Here is a 19,748-nt window from a genome sequence, read left to right on the forward strand (position 1 = left end):
TCAACGCGAACAGTTGGATGGTGACGCAATGCCCGCAGCCCGGTCGGACGTCTCGCCGGTGAAATCGGCCGAGCGCACTGTGCGCATCCTGGAGACCCTGGCCGAATCGCCGACCCGGCTCACCCTCTCGGAGCTGCAGGAGCGCACCGGCTATCCGCGCAGCAGCCTGCACGCGCTGGTCCGCACCCTGCGTGAGGTCAAGTGGATCGAGGCGGACGAGAGCGGCTCCGCGTTCGGCGTGGGCCCGCACGCGCTGCTCTCCGGCACGGCGTACCTGGACCGGGATCCGGCGCTGCCGTACGCGTACGAGACGCTGGAGGACCTCCGCGCGGACATCGGCTACACCGTCCACTTCGCCCGCCGCGACGACGCGCACGTCCTCTACCTGGCCAGCCGCGAGTCGCGCGACGCGGTGCGGATCGTCTCCCGGGTCGGCCGCCGCCTGCCCGCCCATCTCACCGCGCTGGGCCAGGCGATGCTCGCCGAGCTGACCACCGAGGAGGTGGACAAGATCCTGCCGGCCGAGCTGGACAGCTTCACCGACCACACGATCACCGAACCCACGGCGCTGCACGCGGAACTCGCCGTCGTGCGGGACCGCGGCTGGGCGCTGGAGCGCGAGCAGGGCACGGTGGGGGTGGCCTGCATCGCCGCCGCCGTCCCCTACCGGATTCCCGCCACCGACGCCATCAGCTGCTCCATGCCGGTGGCGGCGGCCACCGATCGGGAGGTCGAGCGGGTGGCCCGGGCGGTGACCCGCCACACCGCGGCGCTCGCCAACACCCTGCGTCGACACGGCATCCGCTGAGGCCCGGCCCGGGCCCGCCCGCCGGTCCGGCCACCGCCCACCACCCGCTTCGGCGGCACCGACCACACCGCTCTGGCGCCGCGCCGGCCCCTCCCGTTCCGGGACGGCCGGCGCGGCGCCGTCGTCATTCCGGGAACGGCGCGAGGCCGCGCCACTGTGGACCCGGGCCGATCCGCGGACAGCGGACGAGACTCACCGCACGGTATTGACATGACACCCGTGTTACGACAGCGTGTTCCGCATGAGAAACAGCGTCCACAAACGTGGACGATGTTTGACGGGCGAGCGACCTGCTCGACACTTCTCAGACCCGGTGCCGCTCGCGCCGGCCGCCGCCACGCGGCCGGGGTGGCACCCCGCGCCTTTGACCGTTGCCGCCACAACGCAAGGAGCCGTGCTCCATGACGTCCCGACGTTCCCTGATCCTCGGCGTGCCCGCACTCTCCGTCGCCGGCGCCCTCGCCCTGCCGCGAGCCGCCGCAGCCGACGACCACGACATCATCCGCACCGGCAACTACTACCTCGGCGTCACGCCCGATGACGGCGTCCCGGACCGCGACGGCGGTCTCATCCCCGTCGCCCAGGGCGCGCTCGGCGACGGTGACCCCGCCCGGTTCGTCGGCTGGCGCGGGTCGAGCACCGCACCGCGCACGGTCTCCCTGGTCTTCGACCTGTTGAACGACCTCCCGCTGGCGCGGATCAGGATCGCCAGCGTCGCGCCCGGCCCCGGCTGGGGATTCACCGAGATCCGCGTGACCTACCGGGCGGAGGGCGACACCGCCTACCGCCTGGCCGGCAAGGCCACGCGGACCAGCGAGACCGACTACGAGTTGGTCGTCCCGATGACGAACCGGTCGGCCCGGTTCGTGCGGATCGAGATCACCCGGTCCAGCGCCCTGCTGCACATCCCGCTGTCCGAGGTGGAGATCCACCGCGGCCAGGGAAACCCCGGGGCGGATCCCGCTCCGGCCTTCACCGCCGCCCAGCTACGGGCCGAGCTGAGCCGCTACACGAGGCTGGCGGACCGGTACGGGCAGTACCTCTACCAGGACTGGCCCGGCAAGGTCACGTCGGACGCGCAACTCCAGCGTGAGTACGCGACGGAGGCGGCGGCCCTCGCCGGGATCGCCCTCGACCGGGAGCGGTACGACCGGTACGGCGGCCTGAAGAGCCTCGGCCGGCACGGCGCGACCGGGTACTTCCGCCTGCAGAAGGTCGACGGGCGCTGGTGGTTCGTCACCCCGGACGGTCACCTGTTCTTCCTCAAGGCGGTCGACGCGTTCTCCGAGGAGGAGTGGGGCTACGGCACGGTCTACGAGAACGCCGACGGCAGCCCCCGGGACATGTTCGACGAACTGCCCGACCCGGACCGGTTCGCGAACGCGTACGCCGTCGTCGAGAACGGGCTCATCACCGTCAACTTCGTCAAGGCCAACCTGATGCGCAAGTACGGCGACGACTACAAGGCGAAGTGGCGCGACATCACCCACCGCCGGATGATCGACTGGGGCTTCAACGCCCAGGGCAAGTGGCACCGGGATCCCGCCGTCCCCTTCCCGTACATCGAACGGGCCCCGACCCCGCTCGACGTGATCAGGGTGCTGTGGGCGATCGACCCGTTCGACCCGGACTTCTCCGCCAAGCTCGACCGCGCCTTCAACCTGCGCCGGTTCCGCGAGGACCCCTGGTTGATCGGGTACTTCTTCGAGAACGAGCGCGGCTGGAACCGCGAGGTCGTGGCCGAGGTGCTCCGCAGGGACGCGGGCCTGCCGGCCAAGCGGGCGTTCGTCCATTACCTCGCCGAGGCGTACGGCGACGACCTGGCCCGGGTCAACGACCTGCTCGGCACCGCCGCCCGGTCCTTCCCGGACCTGGCGGACGAGCCGATCGACGTCAACCGGGTGCCCGACCAGCACGTGAAGGCGTTCATCACCCTCGCCGCGAAGCAGTACTTCCAGCGGGTGCGCAACGCGATCCAGCGGCAGGACCCGAACCACCTGTTCCTCGGCTCCTGCCTGGTGCCGACCTGGCGGACCAGTCCGGAGTGGAACTCCGGCGGCGCGGAGTACGTCGACGCCCTCTCGTTCGACTGGTACTCCAGCGACATCAGCGAGCTGACCCGGTACGGGGTGCACGACAAGCCGATCGTGAACCTCGAGTACTGCTTCATGCTGCCGGACCGCGGGATGACCTCCCACAACCCGGGGATCGCCGCCACCAGCCAGGCCGACCGGGGCGTGCGGTACGCGGCCTTCATCGAGGCGCTGGCCAGGACGCCCTTCTTCGTCGGATCGGCCTGGTTCGCCCACTACGACCAGGCGGTGACCAACAAGCCGGGTTCGACGGAGGCGTTCAACATCGGCCTGGTGAACCAGCAGGACCAGCCCTACCACGAGATGACGGCCATCATGCGGGAGACGAACCGGAACCTGGAGGCGATCCATCTCCAGGCGCCACCGGCCTGACCCCGCGCTCCCGACCATCAGCCCCCGGGAATCGACGAACCCGGTCCCGAACCGAGGAAAGGCACGGTGACGACGTGAAGCCCCTGCACGAGGGATGGACCCTGCGGGCGGTGCCCGGCCCGCAGGTTCCCGCCGGTCTCGCCGACCGGGCGGTGCCCGCCACCGTCCCCGGCTGCGTACACACCGACCTCCTCGCGGCCGGGCTGATCCCCGACCCGTTCCGCGACGACAACGAGCGGTCGCTGGCGTGGATCGGGCGCACCGACTGGGTGTACGAGACGACCGTCCACCACGAGCCGGTCGGCGCGGACCGGGTCGACCTGGTCTGCGCCGGCCTGGACACGGTCGCCACGGTGAGCCTCAACGGCGTCGAGGTGGGGCGGACGGAGAACATGCACCGCAGCTACCGGTTCGACGTGCGGTCGCGGCTGCGACCGGGCGACAACACCCTCTCGGTACGGTTCGACTCGGCCTACCGCTATGCGGAGGCGCACCGGGACCGGCTCGGGGACCGGCCGAACGCCTATCCCGAGCCCTTCCCGTTCATCCGGAAGATGGCCTGCAACTTCGGCTGGGACTGGGGACCGACGCTGGTCACGGCGGGGATCTGGCAGCCGGTCGGGCTGCACGCGTGGTCCGTCGCCCGGCTCGCCACGGTCCGGCCGCTCGTCACGGTCGAGGGGCGGGACGGCCGGGTCGAGCTGCACGTCGAGGTCGAGCGGGCCGCCGAGGTGCCGGTCACCGTGCGGGCCACGGTGGCCGGCGCGACCGGCGAGGCGGTTCTTCCGCCCGGGCAGCGCACGGCCGTGCTGACCCTCACCGTGCGGGAGCCGGCGCTGTGGTGGCCCCGGGGGTACGGCGAGCAGTCCCGCCACCCGCTGCGGGTGGACCTGCGCGACCCGGACGGCCGTACCCTCGACACCTGGTCCCGGCGGATCGGCTTCCGGTCGGTCCGCCTGGACACCGCACCGGACGCGCACGGTTCCGCCTTCGCCCTGCACGTCAACGACGTCCCGGTGTTCGTCCGCGGGGTGAACTGGATCCCCGACGACGCCTTCCCCACCCGGATCACCCGCGACCGCCTCGCCGAGCGGCTGCGGCAGGCGGTCGACGCCAACGTCAACCTGCTGCGCGTGTGGGGCGGCGGCCGGTACGAGTCCGACGACTTCTACGACCTCGCGGACTCCGCGGGGCTGCTGGTGCAGCAGGACTTCCTCTTCGCCTGCGCGGCGTACCCGGAGGAGGAGCCCTTCGCCTCGGAGGTCGCGGCCGAGGCCGCCGAGCAGGTGGTGCGGCTGGCCAGCCACCCCAGCCTGGTGCTGTGGACCGGCAACAACGAGAACCTGTGGGGCTGGCACGACTGGGGCTGGCAGGAGCCGCTCGCCGGGCGCACGTGGGGACGCGGCTACTACCTCGACGTGCTCCCGCGCATCGTCGCCGAGCTGGACCCGACCCGCCCGTACTGGGCCGGTAGCCCCTGGTCCGGTAGCGAGGACATCCACCCGAACGATCCGGCGCACGGCAGCACCCACATCTGGGACGTGTGGAACGACGACGACTACCAGAAGTACCGCGCGTACGTGCCCCGGTTCGTCGCCGAGTTCGGCTACCAGGCGCCCCCGGCGTACGCCACCCTGCGCCGCAGCATCTCCGACGAGCCGCTGGCCCACGACTCGCCGGGAATGGCCCACCACCAGAAGGCGGTCGACGGGGACCGCAAGCTCCGGCGCGGGCTCGACGCCCACCTGCCGGCGCCGGGCGACTTCGACGACTGGCACTACCTCACCCAGCTCAACCAGGCCCGCGCCGTCCAGTTGGGCGTCGAGCACTTCCGGTCGCACCGGCCGGTGTGCATGGGCACCATCCTCTGGCAGCTCAACGACTGCTGGCCCGTCACCTCCTGGTCGGCCATCGACGGCGACGGCCGACGCAAGCCGCTCTGGTACGCGCTGCGCCGCGCGTACGCCGACCGGCTGCTCACCATGCAGCCGCGCGACGGCGGGCTGGCGCTGGTGGCGGTGAACGAGACCGCCGAGGCGTGGCGGGCGCCGGCCACGGTCACCCGGCTCACGCTCACCGGGGAGCCGAGGGCGAAGACCTCGGCCGACCTGGACGTCCCCGCGTACTCCACGGTGGTGCTGGCACTGCCGGCGGAGCTGGCGCGGCCGGACGAGGCCCGGCGGGAGCTGCTGGTCGCGGAGGCCGCCCACACGGCGGAGCGGGCGCTGTGGTTCTTCGCCGAGGACAAGGACATCCCCTGGCCGGCGGAACAGTACGACGCCGTGGTGCGGCCGGCCGGGGACGGACAGTCCGTCCACATCACCGCCCGGACCAGTCTGCGGGACCTGACTCTCTTCCCCGACCGGCTACACCCCGCGGCGACCGTCGACAGGGCACTGGTCACCCTGCTGCCCGGCGAGTCGGCCACCTTCACGGTGCGGGCTCCCGTCCCGCTCGACCCGGCCGCCCTGGTCCGCCGCCCCGTCCTGCGCTGCGTCAACGACCTGAGGAAATAGAGCGGCAGGTTCAGCGTCGGTCGGAAGGCACGTCCCTGCCGGGGACGGGACGCGGAGATCCACGTAGCGTGTGGACCCGTGGACGACACCTGGCACGCCCTGCGGGCGACCCCCATCCGTGAGGCGCGCCGGCGCGCCGCGATCGTCAGCGAGCTCACCTACAACGAGCCGACGACGGTCGACGACGCGGAGCGGTTCGCCTGGAACGACGGGGGCGGCCAGTCGACCGTCTGGTACTTCGTCCCGGACGGGCGCGCGCTACTGCTGACCTTCGATCCCGAGGCGGATCTGAGCGTGGGCTGGGACCAGTACGACGAGCAGGAGTCGCTCTACCGCGACGTTCCTGACGACCTGGTTCACCTGGCGCGCAACCGCCCGCCCAACCACGAGTCGAGCAACGTCACCGATCGGGAGACCGGCGATCGGATCCACTGGGCCTGCGGCGTGTTCTGGTTCGACGACGAGCAGTGGCGGGTGGCCGAAGGTTTGTTGGACCACTGCGATCAGACGGGTGTCGACCCGATGATCGGGTCCGCATTCGACTACTGCCTGGGGGTCTACCGCTTCGGTCGCGACTTCCTCACCCCGGAAGAGGTTGTCGAGGATCAGACGTCCGGCTGGTTCATCGACGCTGACGAGGGCGACGAGCTGGCCGTCGTCCAGAGGATCTTCGCCCGCTACGGATGACCCGCGACCCCGGACACCCCGCGGCCCTGGAGTCGAGTGCTCCAGCAGCAGCGGGGCGTCGAGGTTGATGGCGGCGATCCGCCAGTTGTCCGAGGGCAGTGTCGTCAAGCGGACCGTGTGTCTTCCCGGTGGTGGGCTCCCCGCGATCGGTCCTGCTCTCGCTTCGCCAGGATGACGAGTGCGCCAGCGATGACGCCTGCGAAGTACGGGGACGGCACGAGCAGGACGCCGCCGACGAGACACCACGCCGCGAGGCCCCAGCCGATCCCGGCGGGAATGGCCACCCCGCGTCCGGCCAGGTGCCAGGTCAGGCAACCCAGGAGAATCAGGGGTACGGCGAAGCTTCCCGGACCGGCCCAGAAGGTGACCGCGTTCTGCAGGGACGCCGCCGTCTGATCGGCGCCGCTGTCCGTCAGCCCGAGCGGGACGGCTGCCCACACCCCTCGATCCGCCCAGCCGGCGATGTCTCCCCAGGAGAAGAGAGCCAGCAACAACAGGTGACCCGTCCCCAGCACGAGCATGATGCCGCTCGCCCAGCGCAGCAGTCGCTTACCGGCGTTCATCGTCAGCCCCGCTCCCGACACCGTGCCGCGAGAGCGTCGCGGTCGCGCCTGGCTCGTTCCCATTGCCAGGCCAGGGCCGGGTAGACGATGAGGTATCGGAAGGACGGAACGCCCACACGTCCTCGACTCTGAAGTCAGCATTGAGTTCGTGAATGCGCCAAGGGATGCCGGTGTGGGCGGTGTTCGGAAGTCTCACGTGCGGGCCCTCCCAGGGGCTCTCGTCGCGTTGCCGGCGCCAGAAGGTGATCTTCTGTGTCAGCCAGCACAGGCTATTATGGGTAGCACAGAGGGGGTGGCGTGACAACACGACGGGAGCAGACCAGCGGAGAGAGCCGCGAGTTGATCCTCACCGCGGCGGCGGAACTGTTCGCGTCCAAGGGCTACCGGCAGACGACGTTCGCCGATGTGGCCGAGCGGTCCGGAATCAGTCGGGGATCCATTCCGTGGCACTTCGGCAGCAAGGAGGGACTGCTGCTGGCGGTCCTCGAACGGTCGGTGGACCTGGTCCGCGCAAGCCTCGACGACGCGCCCGCCCAAGGCGCGGAGACCGGGCTGGACCACCTGATGAAAGGGCTCGACGCGCTGTTGGCGCAGCCCACGACCAGACTGTTCGTCACGCTGCTGGTGGAGGCGCTGGAGCCGGACTCCCCCATCCACGACCGTTACGTGGCGATCCACGACACCCTGCGCGGTCACTGCAAGCGCTGGCTGGACCGGTCCGCGCCGCCGGCCGGCTTGTCCACCGAGGCGCTGGCGGTCGCGATCATCGGGGCGGGGATGGGCATCCACCAGCAGTGGCTGATCGCGCCCGACCGGGTCGACATCGAGCAGTCGCTGGCCGCGTTGCGGGCACTGGTGGCGGGAATCGTGTCGCCAACCGCGACATGACCGTCGGCGTCGCAAACCTCCACCGCGTTACCCTCTGGGCGGCGCACTCCGGGGGCCGTGACGTAGCGACGACGACGCTGGTCGTGTCAGCGCAGCCGCCGGGCGGCGAACCTGGTCGGCGGGTCGGCGATCGCGTCCTGGGCCGCGATCAGCTGGATCTCCCGGGTGCCCGCCGCGAGGGTCGCCTCGAGTACGGCGAAGACGGAGGCGATGGTGCGCTCCAGTGCCGTCGCGGGCGAGCCCGTCGTCCGCAGGTGCGCGAGGTACAGCGCCGCGGTGACGTCACCGCCGCCGTTCGGGCTGATCGGCAGCAGCGGCGTCGTCACGGCCCAGGCGCCCTCGTCCGAGACGGCCACCACCTCCAGCGACCCCTCCGGCACGTCGCCGTGCAGCACGCTGGTGACCAGGACGTGCCGCGGGCCCGTCTCGCGCACCACGTCGACCGCGTCCAGCAACTCCGTCAGCGAGTTCGTCGTACGGCCGGCGAGGAATTCCAGCTCGAACTGGTTCGGGGTGATGATGTCCGCACGGGGAACGACGACGTCCCGCATGAACTCCGGGATGCCGGGTCGGACGAACATCCCGCGGCCGGCGTCGCCCATCACGGGGTCGCAGCAGTACACCGCGTCCGGATTGGCCGCCTTGACCTTGTCCACCGCGTCGAGGATCACCGCGCCCATCGCCGGGTCACCCTGGTAGCCCGACAGCACCGCATCGGCGCTGCCGAGGACCCCGCGGTCCGCGATGCCCGCGATCACCTCGGCCACGTCGGCCGGCGCCAGCAGCGGCCCGCGCCACGCGCCGTACCCGGTGTGGTTGGAGAAGTGGACCGTCAGGACCGGCCAGACCTCGTGCCCGAGCCGCTGAAGGGGAAAGGCCGCCGCCGAGTTGCCGACGTAGCCGTACGCGACCGAGGACTGGATGGACAGGATCTTCACCGGCTCATCATGCCGGTTCCCGCCGGTGGCACACGTACTGCCCGCCGTTTCTGTCGGGTGACCCACTCCGGGCCTTCCGTCACCACGGAACCGCGGGTACCGGCCTGCCACCCCATCGGCGACGGGCCGGGCCGGGCGGGCCGCCGGAACGGGGGTCGCCGACAGGTCACGGCTTGTCGATCAGCGCGGCCAGCGCGGCGTCGCCCTGCGCGAGGACCGGGCCGCCGGGATAGGCGACGACCATGATCCGGCGGCAGCCGTCGAGCTCGACGTAGGTCTGCGGGTCGCCGCCGGCCACGGACCACAGCAGCGCGAACCGGCTGGCGTGCGTGCTGCACGCCGCCGCCGGCCCGGCAGCCCGCAGGGCTCGCTCGATCGCCGCCCGGCCGTCCGCCGGCAGCACCGTACCGTGCGCGAACTCGCCGGCGTCGCTCTTCCCCTCCCCCCTCTTCGGCACCTCGTAGACGCAGAGGCGGACCTGCTGCCCGGCGGGGAACGGCTCCGGCAGAGCGGCGCGGCGGACGTCCCGGTTCGCCGCCGTCTCCACCGCGAACATGTCCTTCCAGCGCTGGCTGCAACCGGCGGCGACGGCCTCGGCCGACTCGATCTCGGCGACCGCCCGGGTCGCCACGGTGGTCAGCGGCAGGGCGTCGAGGGCCGCCAGCACCTCCGGGCGCAGCTTCCCGCACCGGTCGACGGGCATGCCGGGCCGCGTCCACCGGCCGTCGCCGTCGACGAGCGCGAGCCAGGGCGCCGTCGGCATCTCCCGGGTGCATGGTCCGTCGGTGCCCGGCTGGTCCGGCAGGCGAAGGGCGGTGACCAGGGCGGCGACGTCGTCACCACGGCGTTCCGTCGCCACCATGTCCTCGCCGCCGTCAGCGCGTCGCTGCGGCTCCAGCCCGCAGATGACGACCGAGGTCGGGGTGAAGTCGCCGTCGAGGCGGGGCAGGGCGGCCGCATCCGCGACGGTGACCATGAATCCGGGCGTGTCCATCTCGGGCGCCGCCTCGGCGCACGAGGTCCAGTGCCCTGGTCCGCCGGAATCGCCGGCCCGGCCGCCCTGGGCCGGGACCGGCTGCGCCGTGGCGCAGCCGGTCAGCGCCAATCCGACGAGCGCGGCCAGCGCTCCCCTGCCAACCGTGCACATGACGTCCGCCTTTCCCCGTGTCCTGCCACTTCGACGGTGGGCGGCACCGGCGGGTTCCCGTGGTCGGTCACCGAACCGGCGCCGTCCCGCCGGTCTGTGGAGAGACACGTCGCCGCGCGCCCCGCACCAGGGCGGACACGCCGGCCGGCGTCACGTCGCCGGCCCGTACGCCTCGAGTTCGAGGATCCTGGAGTAGTCACCGCTGTTGGAGCTGTGCACGACGACCCGCACGCTGTCGGTTTCGCGGACCGGGAACGTGGCGGTGATGTGCGCGGCGGTGTTGTTCCGGAACTCACGCACCGTCGTCCACGTTCCGCCTTCGCGCACCTGCACGTCGAAGTCCTTGATCCCCTGCCGGGACGCGGGACTGGTGGGGGTGGCGTAGGTGTGGATCTCGACGCGCTCGATCCGCTCGGGCTTCGGCCATTCGACGGCCAGCCAGTCGGGGAACACCCGGCTGGTCCCGTCGTTCCAGCCGGTGGACGTGGACCAGTTCTGCCAGGCGCTGTCGCCGTCCACCGCTCCGCACGGATCGAACCTGCCGTGGGTCGACGACGCGGTTGCCTTCTCCCCGTAGGCGAGGTTCTCCCCCGGCTCGCGCTCGGGGAGTGCTGTCACCTCGACCGGCACGGTCACCCGTTGCTTGCCCGATTGCAGCTGGATCTCGTAGGTGCCCGGCGCCGTGTCGCGCGGCACCGTGACGTCGACGACGACGGAGACGGGCTGTGCGGGCTCGGCGGCGGGCAGGTAGCTGGTGAACACGTCGCGGGAGAGCGCGACCGGGCTCTGCGCGGTGATGGTGGTGTCCGCGAACACCGGCTCGGACGTGGTGTTGGTCATGGTCGCGGTGAAGTCGACGGGAAGACACGGCAGTCCCGTCGTGGACAGCGCCGCCGGTTCCGCCGTCAGCGTCACGTCCGGGTGCGGTGGGCCGGCGTGCGCTCCGGGGACGACGCTGAGTGTCGGGTAGGCCGAGGCGGCGACCACCAGGAGCGCCACCGACGTGACCTTGCGCCGGGTGGTCCACGGGTTCCTGGGCATGAGGGCTCCTTCGGGTCAGGCCTGCTGGATGCCGGCGACGCCGGACTCGACTGCGAGGGTCTTGCGGGTGGTGACTGTGCCCCCGGGCGTGGTGACCCGGTCGCAGACCCGGTACTCCGACAGCCAGGTGTCGGGGGTGACCTCGCAGCTCACATAGCCACGCTGGAAGTTCCCGAACTTGATGTGGGGGTTCTCGGCGAGCAGCGTGAGCCCACCCGGGTCCTGGTCCATGCCGTCCAGGCCGGAGGTGATCGACGTACCGATGAACTCGGTGGCGACCGTCGGTGACGACGGGTCGTCGAAGTCCAGCTTGAGGTCCGAGGCGAGGCTGCGGTGCAGGTCGCCACCGAGACTGACCACGTTGCGGACGCGGCGCTCGTGGATGCCGCCCAGGATGCGGGCGCGGTTCGCGTGGTAGCCGTCCCAGGTGTCCATCGGTACGGCGACGGCCGGCCCGTTGGCGGTGTCGAGCTTCGCCATCGCCGTCTGCTGGGCGAGGACGTTCCAGGTCGCGTTCGAGGCGGAGAGTCCGTCCAGGAGCCACTTCTCCTGGGCGAAGCCCATCATGGTCCGCGCCGGGTCGAGGGATCCCGGGTTGGGGGGCTTGGTGCCGTCACCCGCGGCCTGGTCGTCGCGGTACTGTCGCGTGTCGAGGACGCTGAACTCGGCGAGCTGTCCGTAGCGCAGGCGTCGGTGCAGGGTCATCTGCGGGCCGGACGGTTGGCTGTTCAGCCGCAACGGCATGTGCTCCCAGTACGCCCGGAAGGCGTTGGCCCGCCGGACGAGGAACTCGGCGGCCGGCGCGCTGGGGTGCGCGAGGTCGGCCCAGTTGTCGACCACCTCGTGGTCGTCGAGTGTCACGATCCAGGGCGCGGAGGCGTGGGCGGCCTGGAGGTCCGGGTCCAGCTTGTAGTACGCGTAGCGCTCCCGGTACTCGTCGAGGGTGACCGTGTTGCGCATGTTGTGCCGGTCGGCGTCGCCGGGGCGGATCCCCTTGTCGTTGCCGAACTCGTAGATGTAGTCGCCGAGGAAGAGCACCACGTCGTGGTGACGGCGGGCGAGGTCCTGGTGCGCGGTGTACCAGCCCTCCCAGATGGCCTGACACGACGCGAAGGCGAGGGTCATGCGGTCCAGGTGCTGCCCGAGCGCGGGCGCCGTCCTGGTGCGGCCCACCGGGCTGATCTCACCACCGGCCCGGAACCTGTAGAAGTATTCGCGCCAGGGCGCCAGGCCGTCGACGTCGACGTGGACGCAGTGGCTCTTCTCGGGACGGGCCAGCGCCGTGCCGCGCCGTACCACGGTGCGGAAGGTCTCGTCGGTCGCGACTTCCCACTGCACCGGAACGGTCCGCGGCTCCATTCCCCCGAAGGGTGCCAGCGGTTCGGGTGCCAGGCGGGTCCAGATGACCACCGATTCAGGAAGCGGGTCCCCCGAGGCGACACCCAGTGTGAACGGGTAGGCGCCCCGGGAGACCGCCCCCCGTGCCGAGGCACTGCCACCCGCGCCGGGCAGCGTTCCGGCGAACGCCAGAGCCGCGGCGGCTCCGGAGATCGTCAGGAACCGGCGGCGACTCGCTGAGAGGACGGTGGGACCGGGAAGTTTGGGGTCAGTCACGACATGGCAGGAAACCGGACATTGCTGAACGGCCAGTGACGCCGAAGCTGCCGCCTCAAGGCCACCGACTCATGGGCGGAAGAACCCTGCTGACAGTCCTCGTCGCACCATCGACGACAGCCGAACCCGTGGCGTCGGGCCGCTACATCGTCTCCAGCTCCCGTCCCCTGGTCTCGCGGACGTAGCGCCGTACGAAGACGAGGGCGAAGGCCGCGAAGGCGGTGTACATGCCGTAGGTGAGTGGGAGGCTGACGTTGGCGAGGCTCGGGAAGGAGATGGTCACCAGCCAGTTGGCGACCCACTGCGCGGCCCCCGCCACCGCGACCGCGGTGACGCGGATGCGGTTGTTGAACATCTCGCCGAGCAGCACCCACAGCGTCGGCCCCCAACTTGCCGCGAAGAACACCACGTAGACGTTGGCCGCGAGGAGGGCGACGACACCCACGCCGGGCGGGAGAGTCAGGTGCTCCCCTGTACCGGAGGCGCGGCTGAAGCACCAGGCGAGGGTCGCCAGGGTGACGACCATGCCGGCAGCGCCGACGGTGAGCAACGGCTTGCGGCCGACCCGGTCGATGAGGGCGATCGCGAGGAAGGTGCCGGCGATGTTGATGACGCTCGTGATCACGCTCGTCACCAGCGCCTCGTTCTCGGTGAAGCCGACGGCGCGCCAGAGGGTGGTGGAGTAGTAGAAGATGACGTTGATGCCGACGAACTGCTGGAGCGCCGCCAGAACGATCCCGGTCCAGACGATCGGCAACAGCCCGAAGCGCCGGTCACGACCAGTCGCACCGCGCAGGTCGGACAGTTCTATCGTCTCCTTCGTGCCGGCCAGCGACCGGTCGATCTCGCGAAGCCGCACACCGTCACCGACATACCGTTCCAGCACCTCGCGGGCCTGCTCGACGTGCCCGTGCCGGACCAGATGGCGCGGGGACTCGGGCATCCGCAGCGCCAGGGCGAGGTAGACCGCCGCCGGGACCGCGGCCGAGGCGAACATCCACCGCCATGCCTCACCGCCCCAGGGAACCTCGTTGCCGGCGCCCCCGGCCAAGGCCGCCAAGGCGTAGTCGGCCAGCAGCGCGGCGAAGATCCCGGTCACGATGGCGAGTTGTTGTAACGAGCCGAATCGGCCTCGCTTTTCCGCAGGGGCGATCTCGGCGATGTAGGCGGGCACGATCACGCTGGCCGCCCCGACCGCCATGCCGGCAACGGCCCGCCACGCGGTGAGGCTGATCGGGCCCACCGCCAACGCCGACCCGACGGCGCTGACCGCGAACACGATCGCGGTGATGAGCATGACCCGCACCCGGCCGATCCGGTCCGCCAGTGGTCCGGCGAACCACGCGCCGACCACACCGCCGAGCAACGCCGTGGAGACCGCCGCCCCCAGGACCAGTGCGGACAGGTGAAACTTGGCTTGTACCGCATCCACGGCGCCGTTGACCACCGCGGTGTCGTAACCGAAGAGGAAACCGCCGACCGCCGCGGCCGCGGCGATCAACAGCGCGCCGCCTCGTTTCTCGGGTGGGGTCCTGACGGCGTCATCGCCGGACGCGGCGCCCCCGTGATCCATGCCGCTCATATTGCCCGATTTACGCCGCCATTGTCCGAGGTTATGCCGAGTGGGCCATGGCACTGTGCCGGGACGGCGGCATGATCAACGACGGGTGGAGCCGGGTCGTCGGTGGCTCGCCGTTTGAACAGCGCCGCCACTCGGCTTAGCATCGCGGCATCGGTGTCGCGACCCCGGCGGCGGCCACGGCCGTACGGGCTGAAACGTCGACTCTTCACGGAAGGGACGACGGCGTGCACCCGACGCTACGACGGCTGGACGATCTCGCGGCTCACCTCGCCACCCTGCCGGACACGGTGGCCCTTCTCGGCCTCGGTTCGGCCGGGCACGATCACGATCGGTTCGACGCGCACTCCGACCTGGACTTCTTCCTGGTGGTCGCCGACGGCGCCGTGCCGCGCTACGTCGACTCGATCGACTGGCTCGCGGCGCCCTGCCCGGTGGCGTACAGCTTCGCCAACGAGCGCCACGGCCGCAAGGCGCTCTACGCCGACGGGATCTTCGTCGAGTACGCGGTCTTCACCGTCGACGAGTTGACGCGGCTGCCGTTCACCGGTGCCCGTATCGTCTGGCAGCGTCCCGACGCGCCCGCCGGGCTCGCCGAGAGCGGGCAGGCGCCGGTGGGCCCGCCTCACGACACGCCCGACTTCCACCTCAACGAGGCGCTGACCAACCTCTACGTCGGCCTGCATCGCGAACTGCGCGGCGAACTGCTGTCCGCGTCGCGGTTCATCCAGTCGTACGCCGTGGACCGGGTGATCGCCCTGCTCCGACTCACCTCCGCCGGCACCACCCACCGGCACGACCCGTTCGACCCCGCCCGCCGGGTGGAGCAGGCGTATCCGCCAGAGGCGCTGCCGTTGGCCGCGATGGCGCCCGGCTACCGGGCGAACCGGGAGGCCGCCCGGGTCATCCTCGAATGGCTGGAGGCGCGGTTCCCGGTGGACCCGGTGATCGCAGCCGCCATCCGGAACCTGTTGGCCACCTCGCCGCCACGCTGACCGGACGGGGCGACGAGCGCTGGCGTGGCGACCTGCCGAGGTCGCAGGACGAGCGGAGTTCGGACAGGTGCACGGACGTGGCTGTTCCACTGCCGCCACCGGCGGGTCGCCTCACGGTGGGGGCCGGCGGGCCGGCGGCGACCACGTTCGGCGCAGCGGTTAGTCTGCGCGTGTGCAGGAGGCGATGTCCGGGAGCAACCTCGATGGCTGACGCCGACGACGTCCGTCGCCTGGCGCTGGCCCTGCCGCACGTGGTCGAGATCGACAGTGACGGCTTCGACTTCCGGGTGGCCGACAAAGGGTTCGTCTGGTCCTACCCGGAGCGCAGACCCGGGGCGCCGCGCGTCATCCGCACCGACATCGCGGTGCTGTACGTCGGCGACGAAGCGGAGAAGCAGGCGTTGCTCCTCGGCGAGCCCGAGGTCTTCTTCACCACGCCCGCGTACGACGGGCTGCCCCTGGTCATGCTGCGGCTGGCGCAGGTGACCGTCGATCGCCTGACCGAACTCGTCACGGACGCGTGGCGCATGCGTGCCCCGGACTCGCTGGCCGGCGACCTCGACGACGACACGGATCCGTCGGGCCGCGACCTGAGCAGGGCCGATCAGGAGGCCAGGTAACACTGGCCCGACGCCGCCGGCGGAACCTTCGCTGGCATGGCCTCGCCTGCGCCACGGGCGGCCACGCGCCGGCTGATCCCGCCGCGCGCGCCCGTCCCCGCCCTCACCCGGAGCACCGGGTCCAGCCGCGCGGCGATCCAGCAGGTTTCGGATTGATCAACTTCGGGTACGTGCGCCGGCAGGCGAGTTCGAACCGGTGCCCCGGGTGGCCCTCCCGAGCGCTGCCGCCTGCGCCGACGCGGAACGGCCGCCACCCGCGGCAGCCAGCGCGACCGGGCGGCAGGCGCGGGCCGGAGGGCGGCCATGGGCCGAGGGGCAGAAACGGGTCGGGCCAGCCCGGCGTACGACAGGAGAGCGAAGCGAAAGGCAGGTCACTCGGTGGTGAATTCGTCCCTGAGGCCGACCATGTTCAGGACGGCGACGGTGATCCGGGACGGCCTGCGCACGACCAGCGAGCAGCCCCGTGCGGCGACTCGCCGGCGCACGGTCAGCAGCGCGGTGATCCCGGCCGCGCAGAAGAAGCTCACCCCGCTCAGGTCGAGCACCAGCACCGGGAGCGGTCGGCCGGACATCACCCGGTCCACGAGGTCGACGAGCAGGTCCACGGTGCCCATGTCGAGGGGCCCCCTGACCTCCACCACCGTCGCCGGGCCCTCGGCGACGACCGCGAGGGACAGAATGGACTGGCAGGTGACTTCCGACGATGCCGGGCGCGGCGCCTGATGGACGGACATGAGCTGCTCCTCGGTGAGGATGTTCGGACCGGGTCGGTGCTCGGCCCACCGTCGGCGGGCGGCACTGGTCCTGGGCTCATGTCCGAACCCACGTCGACCCTAGCCGCGTCCCGCCCGATTCGCACCCCCCTCGTCCGAGCGCGTGCGCTCGGTTGTCAGATACACCGACCGGCGCTCCCTACGGAGCGAGCCAGGACGGTAGGTCACTTCAGTGGAAACCCACGGACACGGTTTCAGGAGGTAGCAGTGGTGTCCGATGCTGCTGATTCGCACCTGGCCTCCGCGTACGGCCGGCTGCTCACCCTGCTCGTCGACTCGCCTCACGTCGACGTCTTCCTCGACCAGGTCGTCCGGGTCGCGGCCGAGGTCGTCACCCCCGCCGTGGCCTGCGGGCTGACGGTGCGCCGGGACGGTGGCGCCTTCACCGTCGCCGCCAGCGGCGACCTCGCCGCCCGGGCCGACGAGATCCAGTACGGCGCCGACGAGGGTCCCTGCCTCCAGGCCCTGCGCAGTGGACAGGTCGTCGAGGTCGTCGACCTGCGCGAGGACGGCCGCTGGTGCCGCTACCGGGAACACGCGCTCCGGCTCGGCATCGTCAGCTCGCTGTCACTGCCGATGACGGTCGACGGCGAGACCGTCGGCGCGTTGAACCTGTACGCCACCGGTCCCGCCGCCTTCGACGAGCGGGCCCGCCGGCAGGCCGTGACGTTCACCGACCAGGGGACAGCCGCGCTGACCGTCATGCTCCGCCAGGCCGACCAGGCACTCCTGCATCGGCAACTCACCGACGCGATGGCCTCCCGCAGCGTCATCGACCAGGCCCTCGGGGTGCTGATGGGCCAGCAGCGATGCACCGCCGCGGAGGCCTTCGCCCTGCTCCGGCAGGCGTCCCAGCACCGTAACCGCAAACTGCGTGACGTCGCCGCCGAGATCATCACGCAGGTGACCGGCGCATCCCCGCAGCCGGCTCCCGGCTTCGTGGCGCCCCGCCCACACGCCTGACCAGGCAGGGCCGCAGGCCCGGCGGCACGGCCAGGGGCGGCGGAGCCGCATCGCCCCTTGAGTGCCGACGACGGCCAGGAGCGAGGAACAGGAGGCGAGCGTCGCGTCGTCCTCGTCTGGCGGCCCTGCCGCACCCACCGGATCAGCCGTCGGCGGCAGGAAGGGCCACGCCGCCGACGATCGTGGCGAGCAGCCGGGGTTCGGCGAGGCCGTGTCGTTCGCGGGCACGCGGGGGCTCCCCCTGCCGTGGCGGGCCGTCGAGCCCGCCGACGAGCACGAGGTCGGCCCGGGCCCCCACGGCGACGACGCCCCGCTCGGGTGATCCGAGCAGCCGCGACGGCACGGTCGACGCCATCGACCACACCTCCGCGAGACCGAAGCCGGTCTGCCGCAGCGCCCACCGGACGCAGTCGAACAGCGAGCGGCCGCTGCCGGCCAGCAGCTCGGTGCCGGTGAGGCTGAGCCGGCCGTCGGCGCCCACGGTGACCGAGCCGCCGACCGGGGTGCGGTACTCGCCGGGCGGGCAGCCGGCGAGGGCAGCCGAATCGCTGACCAGGACCGAGCGTTCGACGCCCTTCGCCCGCACCATCGCGGTGAACGTGTCAGCGGGCAGGTGGTGGCCGTCGGCGATGAAGCTCGCCGTCAGGGCGTCCTCCGCCAACTGCGCCCACAGGTGGTTCGGGTGCCGTGGCAGGACGGCGTGCGACCCGTTGCCGAGGTGGGTGGACAGGCGTGCCCCCGCCTGGACCGCCGCCCGCACCTGCTCCGGCGTCGCGGCGGTGTGCCCCAGGCCGACGAGGATCCCGGCCTCGGTGGCGGCGCGGACGTACCGCGTCGCGCCCGACCGTTCGGGCGCCAGCGTGACGAGGCGTACCAGGCCCGGAGCGACGTCGAGCCACTGCGCGAGCTCCCGCGGGTCCGGGTCGCGGACGTACCGCCGGTCGTGCGCGCCACGGGGGCCGTCCGCGTCGGCCAGGTAGGGACCTTCGACGTGTACGCCGGCGACGACCTGGGCGACCAGGGGGTCGCTCGCCCGGGCGGCGGCTATCACGTCGAGGGTGGCGAGGATCTTCTCCTGGCTGGCCGTGATGATCGTGGGGCAGTACGACGTGACGCCCCGGCGGCACAGCGACCGGGTCAACTCGACCACGGTGGCGACCGAGACGTCGTCGGCGTTGACGTCGGCGCCGGCGAATCCGTTGACCTGCAGGTCCACCAGCCCCGGGAGGACCGTCGGCTGGTCCGGCGCCGGCTCGGTCTCCTCGATGGCCGAGATGCGGTCGCCGGAGATCCGCAGCCGGACGGCACGCCCGTCGGCGAGCCGGCCTTCGATGCGCGCCTGCTGCCCCGGTGGGGTCACGCCAGCTCGTCCAGGCCGCTCGCGGCTGCCGCGTCGACGTGCACCGACACCGATCGGTGTGTCCGGAGCGCGCTCGCGGGGCAGGCCGGGCTGATGGGCCCGGTCAGTGCGAGCTTCAGGGCGGCCGCCTTGTGCCGGCCGTGCACGGTGACGACGATCGACTTCGCGCTCAGCAGCGTCGGCACGGTCAACGTGACCGCCTGGACCGGCACGTCCTCCAGCCGGGGGAACAACCCCTCGTCGACCTGCTGTTGACGCGAGACCGGGTCGAGTTCGACCACGCGTACGGCGGCCGGGTCGTCGAAGCGGGCGACGTCGGGCTCGTTGAAGGCGATGTGTCCGTTCACGCCGATGCCCATGCAGGTGAGGTCGATCGGGTCCTGCGCCAGCAGCGTGGCGTAGCGGGCGGCCTCGGTGACCGGATCCGCTTCCGGCCGCAGTCGCGTGAACGACCCGAGCCCGGCGACCGACAGCCGCTCCTGCAGCCACTGCCCGAACGCCTGGGGATGCGACTGCGGAAGTCCCACGTACTCGTCCATGTGGAAGGCGTGCACCCGGGACCAGTCGATCGAGGCATCGCGTACCAGCGCCGCGAGCATCTCCTGCTGCGAGGGCGCCGCCGCCAGCACGATCCGGGCGCTGCCACGGGACGCGATCGCGCCACGGATGACGTCTGCGGCGACGCGTGCGGCGCCGGCGCCGGCACCGGCCGGATCCGCTGTCACGTGCAGGGTCACGTCGTCCGCGCTCAGCCCCACCGGCATGCCCATTCCGTCTCCTCAGGCTCTGCA

The 19,748-nt window shown here is 71.7% G+C and carries 17 protein-coding genes; 8 read left to right on the forward strand and 9 right to left on the reverse strand.

Annotation, left to right across the window (positions count from 1 at the left end):
* Nucleotides 1-28 precede the first annotated feature (28 nt).
* From ACFY23_RS27065 to ACFY23_RS27080, 4 genes are all read left to right on the forward strand, one after another.
* Nucleotides 29-808: an IclR family transcriptional regulator gene (locus ACFY23_RS27065; protein WP_350686840.1), complete on the forward strand. Its 780-nt coding sequence runs from the start codon at nt 29-31 to the stop codon at nt 806-808.
* A gap of 401 nt (nt 809-1,209) precedes the next feature.
* Nucleotides 1,210-3,273, forward strand: coding sequence for a hypothetical protein (locus tag ACFY23_RS27070; protein WP_350686841.1), 2,064 nt, complete (start codon nt 1,210-1,212; stop codon nt 3,271-3,273).
* 74 nt (nt 3,274-3,347) lie between these two features.
* Nucleotides 3,348-5,789 carry a glycoside hydrolase family 2 protein gene (locus ACFY23_RS27075; RefSeq protein WP_350819339.1) on the forward strand — a complete coding sequence of 814 codons (2,442 nt, stop codon included), beginning with the start codon at nt 3,348-3,350 and terminating at the stop codon, nt 5,787-5,789.
* Between the two features lie 78 nt (nt 5,790-5,867).
* Nucleotides 5,868-6,476 carry a hypothetical protein gene (locus ACFY23_RS27080; protein WP_350680852.1) on the forward strand — a complete coding sequence of 203 codons (609 nt, stop codon included), beginning with the start codon at nt 5,868-5,870 and terminating at the stop codon, nt 6,474-6,476.
* Nucleotides 6,477-6,580: 104 nt separating this feature from the next.
* Here the strand turns inward: ACFY23_RS27080 and ACFY23_RS27085 are convergent, their stop codons facing one another.
* Nucleotides 6,581-7,039: a DUF6463 family protein gene (locus ACFY23_RS27085; RefSeq protein WP_350680850.1), complete on the reverse strand. Its 459-nt coding sequence runs from the start codon at nt 7,037-7,039 to the stop codon at nt 6,581-6,583.
* A 297-nt stretch (nt 7,040-7,336) separates the two neighbouring features.
* Here ACFY23_RS27085 and ACFY23_RS27090 point away from each other — a divergent pair, with 297 nt between their 5' ends.
* Nucleotides 7,337-7,927 carry a TetR/AcrR family transcriptional regulator gene (locus ACFY23_RS27090; protein WP_350680848.1) on the forward strand — a complete coding sequence of 197 codons (591 nt, stop codon included), beginning with the start codon at nt 7,337-7,339 and terminating at the stop codon, nt 7,925-7,927.
* An 86-nt stretch (nt 7,928-8,013) separates the two neighbouring features.
* Here the strand turns inward: ACFY23_RS27090 and pdxY are convergent, their stop codons facing one another.
* From pdxY to ACFY23_RS27115, 5 genes are all read right to left on the reverse strand, one after another.
* Nucleotides 8,014-8,865, reverse strand: coding sequence for a pyridoxal kinase PdxY (gene pdxY / locus ACFY23_RS27095; protein WP_350680846.1), 852 nt, complete (start codon nt 8,863-8,865; stop codon nt 8,014-8,016).
* Nucleotides 8,866-9,031: 166 nt separating this feature from the next.
* Nucleotides 9,032-10,012, reverse strand: coding sequence for a hypothetical protein (locus tag ACFY23_RS27100; RefSeq protein ID WP_350680844.1), 981 nt, complete (start codon nt 10,010-10,012; stop codon nt 9,032-9,034).
* Between the two features lie 150 nt (nt 10,013-10,162).
* Nucleotides 10,163-11,053, reverse strand: coding sequence for a hypothetical protein (locus ACFY23_RS27105; protein ID WP_350680842.1), 891 nt, complete (start codon nt 11,051-11,053; stop codon nt 10,163-10,165).
* Between the two features lie 15 nt (nt 11,054-11,068).
* Nucleotides 11,069-12,667, reverse strand: coding sequence for an alkaline phosphatase D family protein (locus ACFY23_RS27110; protein WP_350680840.1), 1,599 nt, complete (start codon nt 12,665-12,667; stop codon nt 11,069-11,071).
* 142 nt (nt 12,668-12,809) lie between these two features.
* Nucleotides 12,810-14,240 (reverse strand): sugar porter family MFS transporter, encoded by a 1,431-nt coding sequence (locus ACFY23_RS27115; protein WP_350680838.1) that lies wholly within the window; start codon nt 14,238-14,240, stop codon nt 12,810-12,812.
* 233 nt (nt 14,241-14,473) lie between these two features.
* On the opposite strand from ACFY23_RS27115, the gene ACFY23_RS27120 reads away from it, so the two are divergent.
* Nucleotides 14,474-15,241, forward strand: coding sequence for a hypothetical protein (locus ACFY23_RS27120; protein WP_350680836.1), 768 nt, complete (start codon nt 14,474-14,476; stop codon nt 15,239-15,241).
* Nucleotides 15,242-15,444: 203 nt separating this feature from the next.
* The gene (locus tag ACFY23_RS27125) at nt 15,445-15,861 is read left to right on the forward strand and encodes a hypothetical protein (RefSeq protein WP_350680834.1); all 417 of its coding nucleotides are present in this window, start codon (nt 15,445-15,447) and stop codon (nt 15,859-15,861) included.
* A gap of 371 nt (nt 15,862-16,232) precedes the next feature.
* Here the strand turns inward: ACFY23_RS27125 and ACFY23_RS27130 are convergent, their stop codons facing one another.
* A complete protein-coding gene (locus tag ACFY23_RS27130; RefSeq protein ID WP_350680832.1) occupies nt 16,233-16,595 on the reverse strand; it encodes an STAS domain-containing protein in 363 nt (120 codons plus the stop codon).
* 249 nt (nt 16,596-16,844) lie between these two features.
* Here ACFY23_RS27130 and ACFY23_RS27135 point away from each other — a divergent pair, with 249 nt between their 5' ends.
* Nucleotides 16,845-17,597 (forward strand): GAF and ANTAR domain-containing protein, encoded by a 753-nt coding sequence (locus ACFY23_RS27135; RefSeq protein ID WP_350680830.1) that lies wholly within the window; start codon nt 16,845-16,847, stop codon nt 17,595-17,597.
* A 142-nt stretch (nt 17,598-17,739) separates the two neighbouring features.
* Here the strand turns inward: ACFY23_RS27135 and ACFY23_RS27140 are convergent, their stop codons facing one another.
* Together ACFY23_RS27140 and ACFY23_RS27145 are read right to left on the reverse strand one after the other, a co-directional pair.
* A complete protein-coding gene (locus ACFY23_RS27140) occupies nt 17,740-18,957 on the reverse strand; it encodes an amidohydrolase family protein (RefSeq protein WP_350680828.1) in 1,218 nt (405 codons plus the stop codon).
* Nucleotides 18,954-19,727: a 6-phosphogluconolactonase gene (locus tag ACFY23_RS27145; RefSeq protein WP_350680826.1), complete on the reverse strand. Its 774-nt coding sequence runs from the start codon at nt 19,725-19,727 to the stop codon at nt 18,954-18,956. Before ACFY23_RS27145 ends, ACFY23_RS27140 begins: the two co-directional genes overlap by 4 nt.
* Between the last annotated feature and the right edge of the window lie 21 nt (nt 19,728-19,748).

The organism is Micromonospora sp. NPDC000121 (genome assembly GCF_042899165.1).
In the GTDB taxonomy this organism is placed as follows: Bacteria; Actinomycetota; Actinomycetes; order Mycobacteriales; family Micromonosporaceae; genus Micromonospora.

Excerpts from the sequence above, each read along its gene's own strand:
- ACFY23_RS27070 (WP_350686841.1), top strand. The coding sequence starts at position 1,210 with ATGACGTCCCGACGTTCCCTGATCCTCGGCGTGCCCGCACTCTCCGTC.
- ACFY23_RS27065 (WP_350686840.1), top strand. The coding sequence starts at position 29 with ATGCCCGCAGCCCGGTCGGACGTCTCGCCGGTGAAATCGGCCGAGCGC.
- ACFY23_RS27115 (WP_350680838.1), bottom strand. The coding sequence starts at position 14,240 with ATGGATCACGGGGGCGCCGCGTCCGGCGATGACGCCGTCAGGACCCCA.
- ACFY23_RS27105 (WP_350680842.1), bottom strand. The coding sequence starts at position 11,053 with ATGCCCAGGAACCCGTGGACCACCCGGCGCAAGGTCACGTCGGTGGCG.
- ACFY23_RS27145 (WP_350680826.1), bottom strand. The coding sequence starts at position 19,727 with ATGGGCATGCCGGTGGGGCTGAGCGCGGACGACGTGACCCTGCACGTG.
- ACFY23_RS27100 (WP_350680844.1), bottom strand. The coding sequence starts at position 10,012 with ATGTGCACGGTTGGCAGGGGAGCGCTGGCCGCGCTCGTCGGATTGGCG.
- ACFY23_RS27085 (WP_350680850.1), bottom strand. The coding sequence starts at position 7,039 with ATGAACGCCGGTAAGCGACTGCTGCGCTGGGCGAGCGGCATCATGCTC.
- ACFY23_RS27125 (WP_350680834.1), top strand. The coding sequence starts at position 15,445 with ATGGCTGACGCCGACGACGTCCGTCGCCTGGCGCTGGCCCTGCCGCAC.
- ACFY23_RS27130 (WP_350680832.1), bottom strand. The coding sequence starts at position 16,595 with ATGTCCGTCCATCAGGCGCCGCGCCCGGCATCGTCGGAAGTCACCTGC.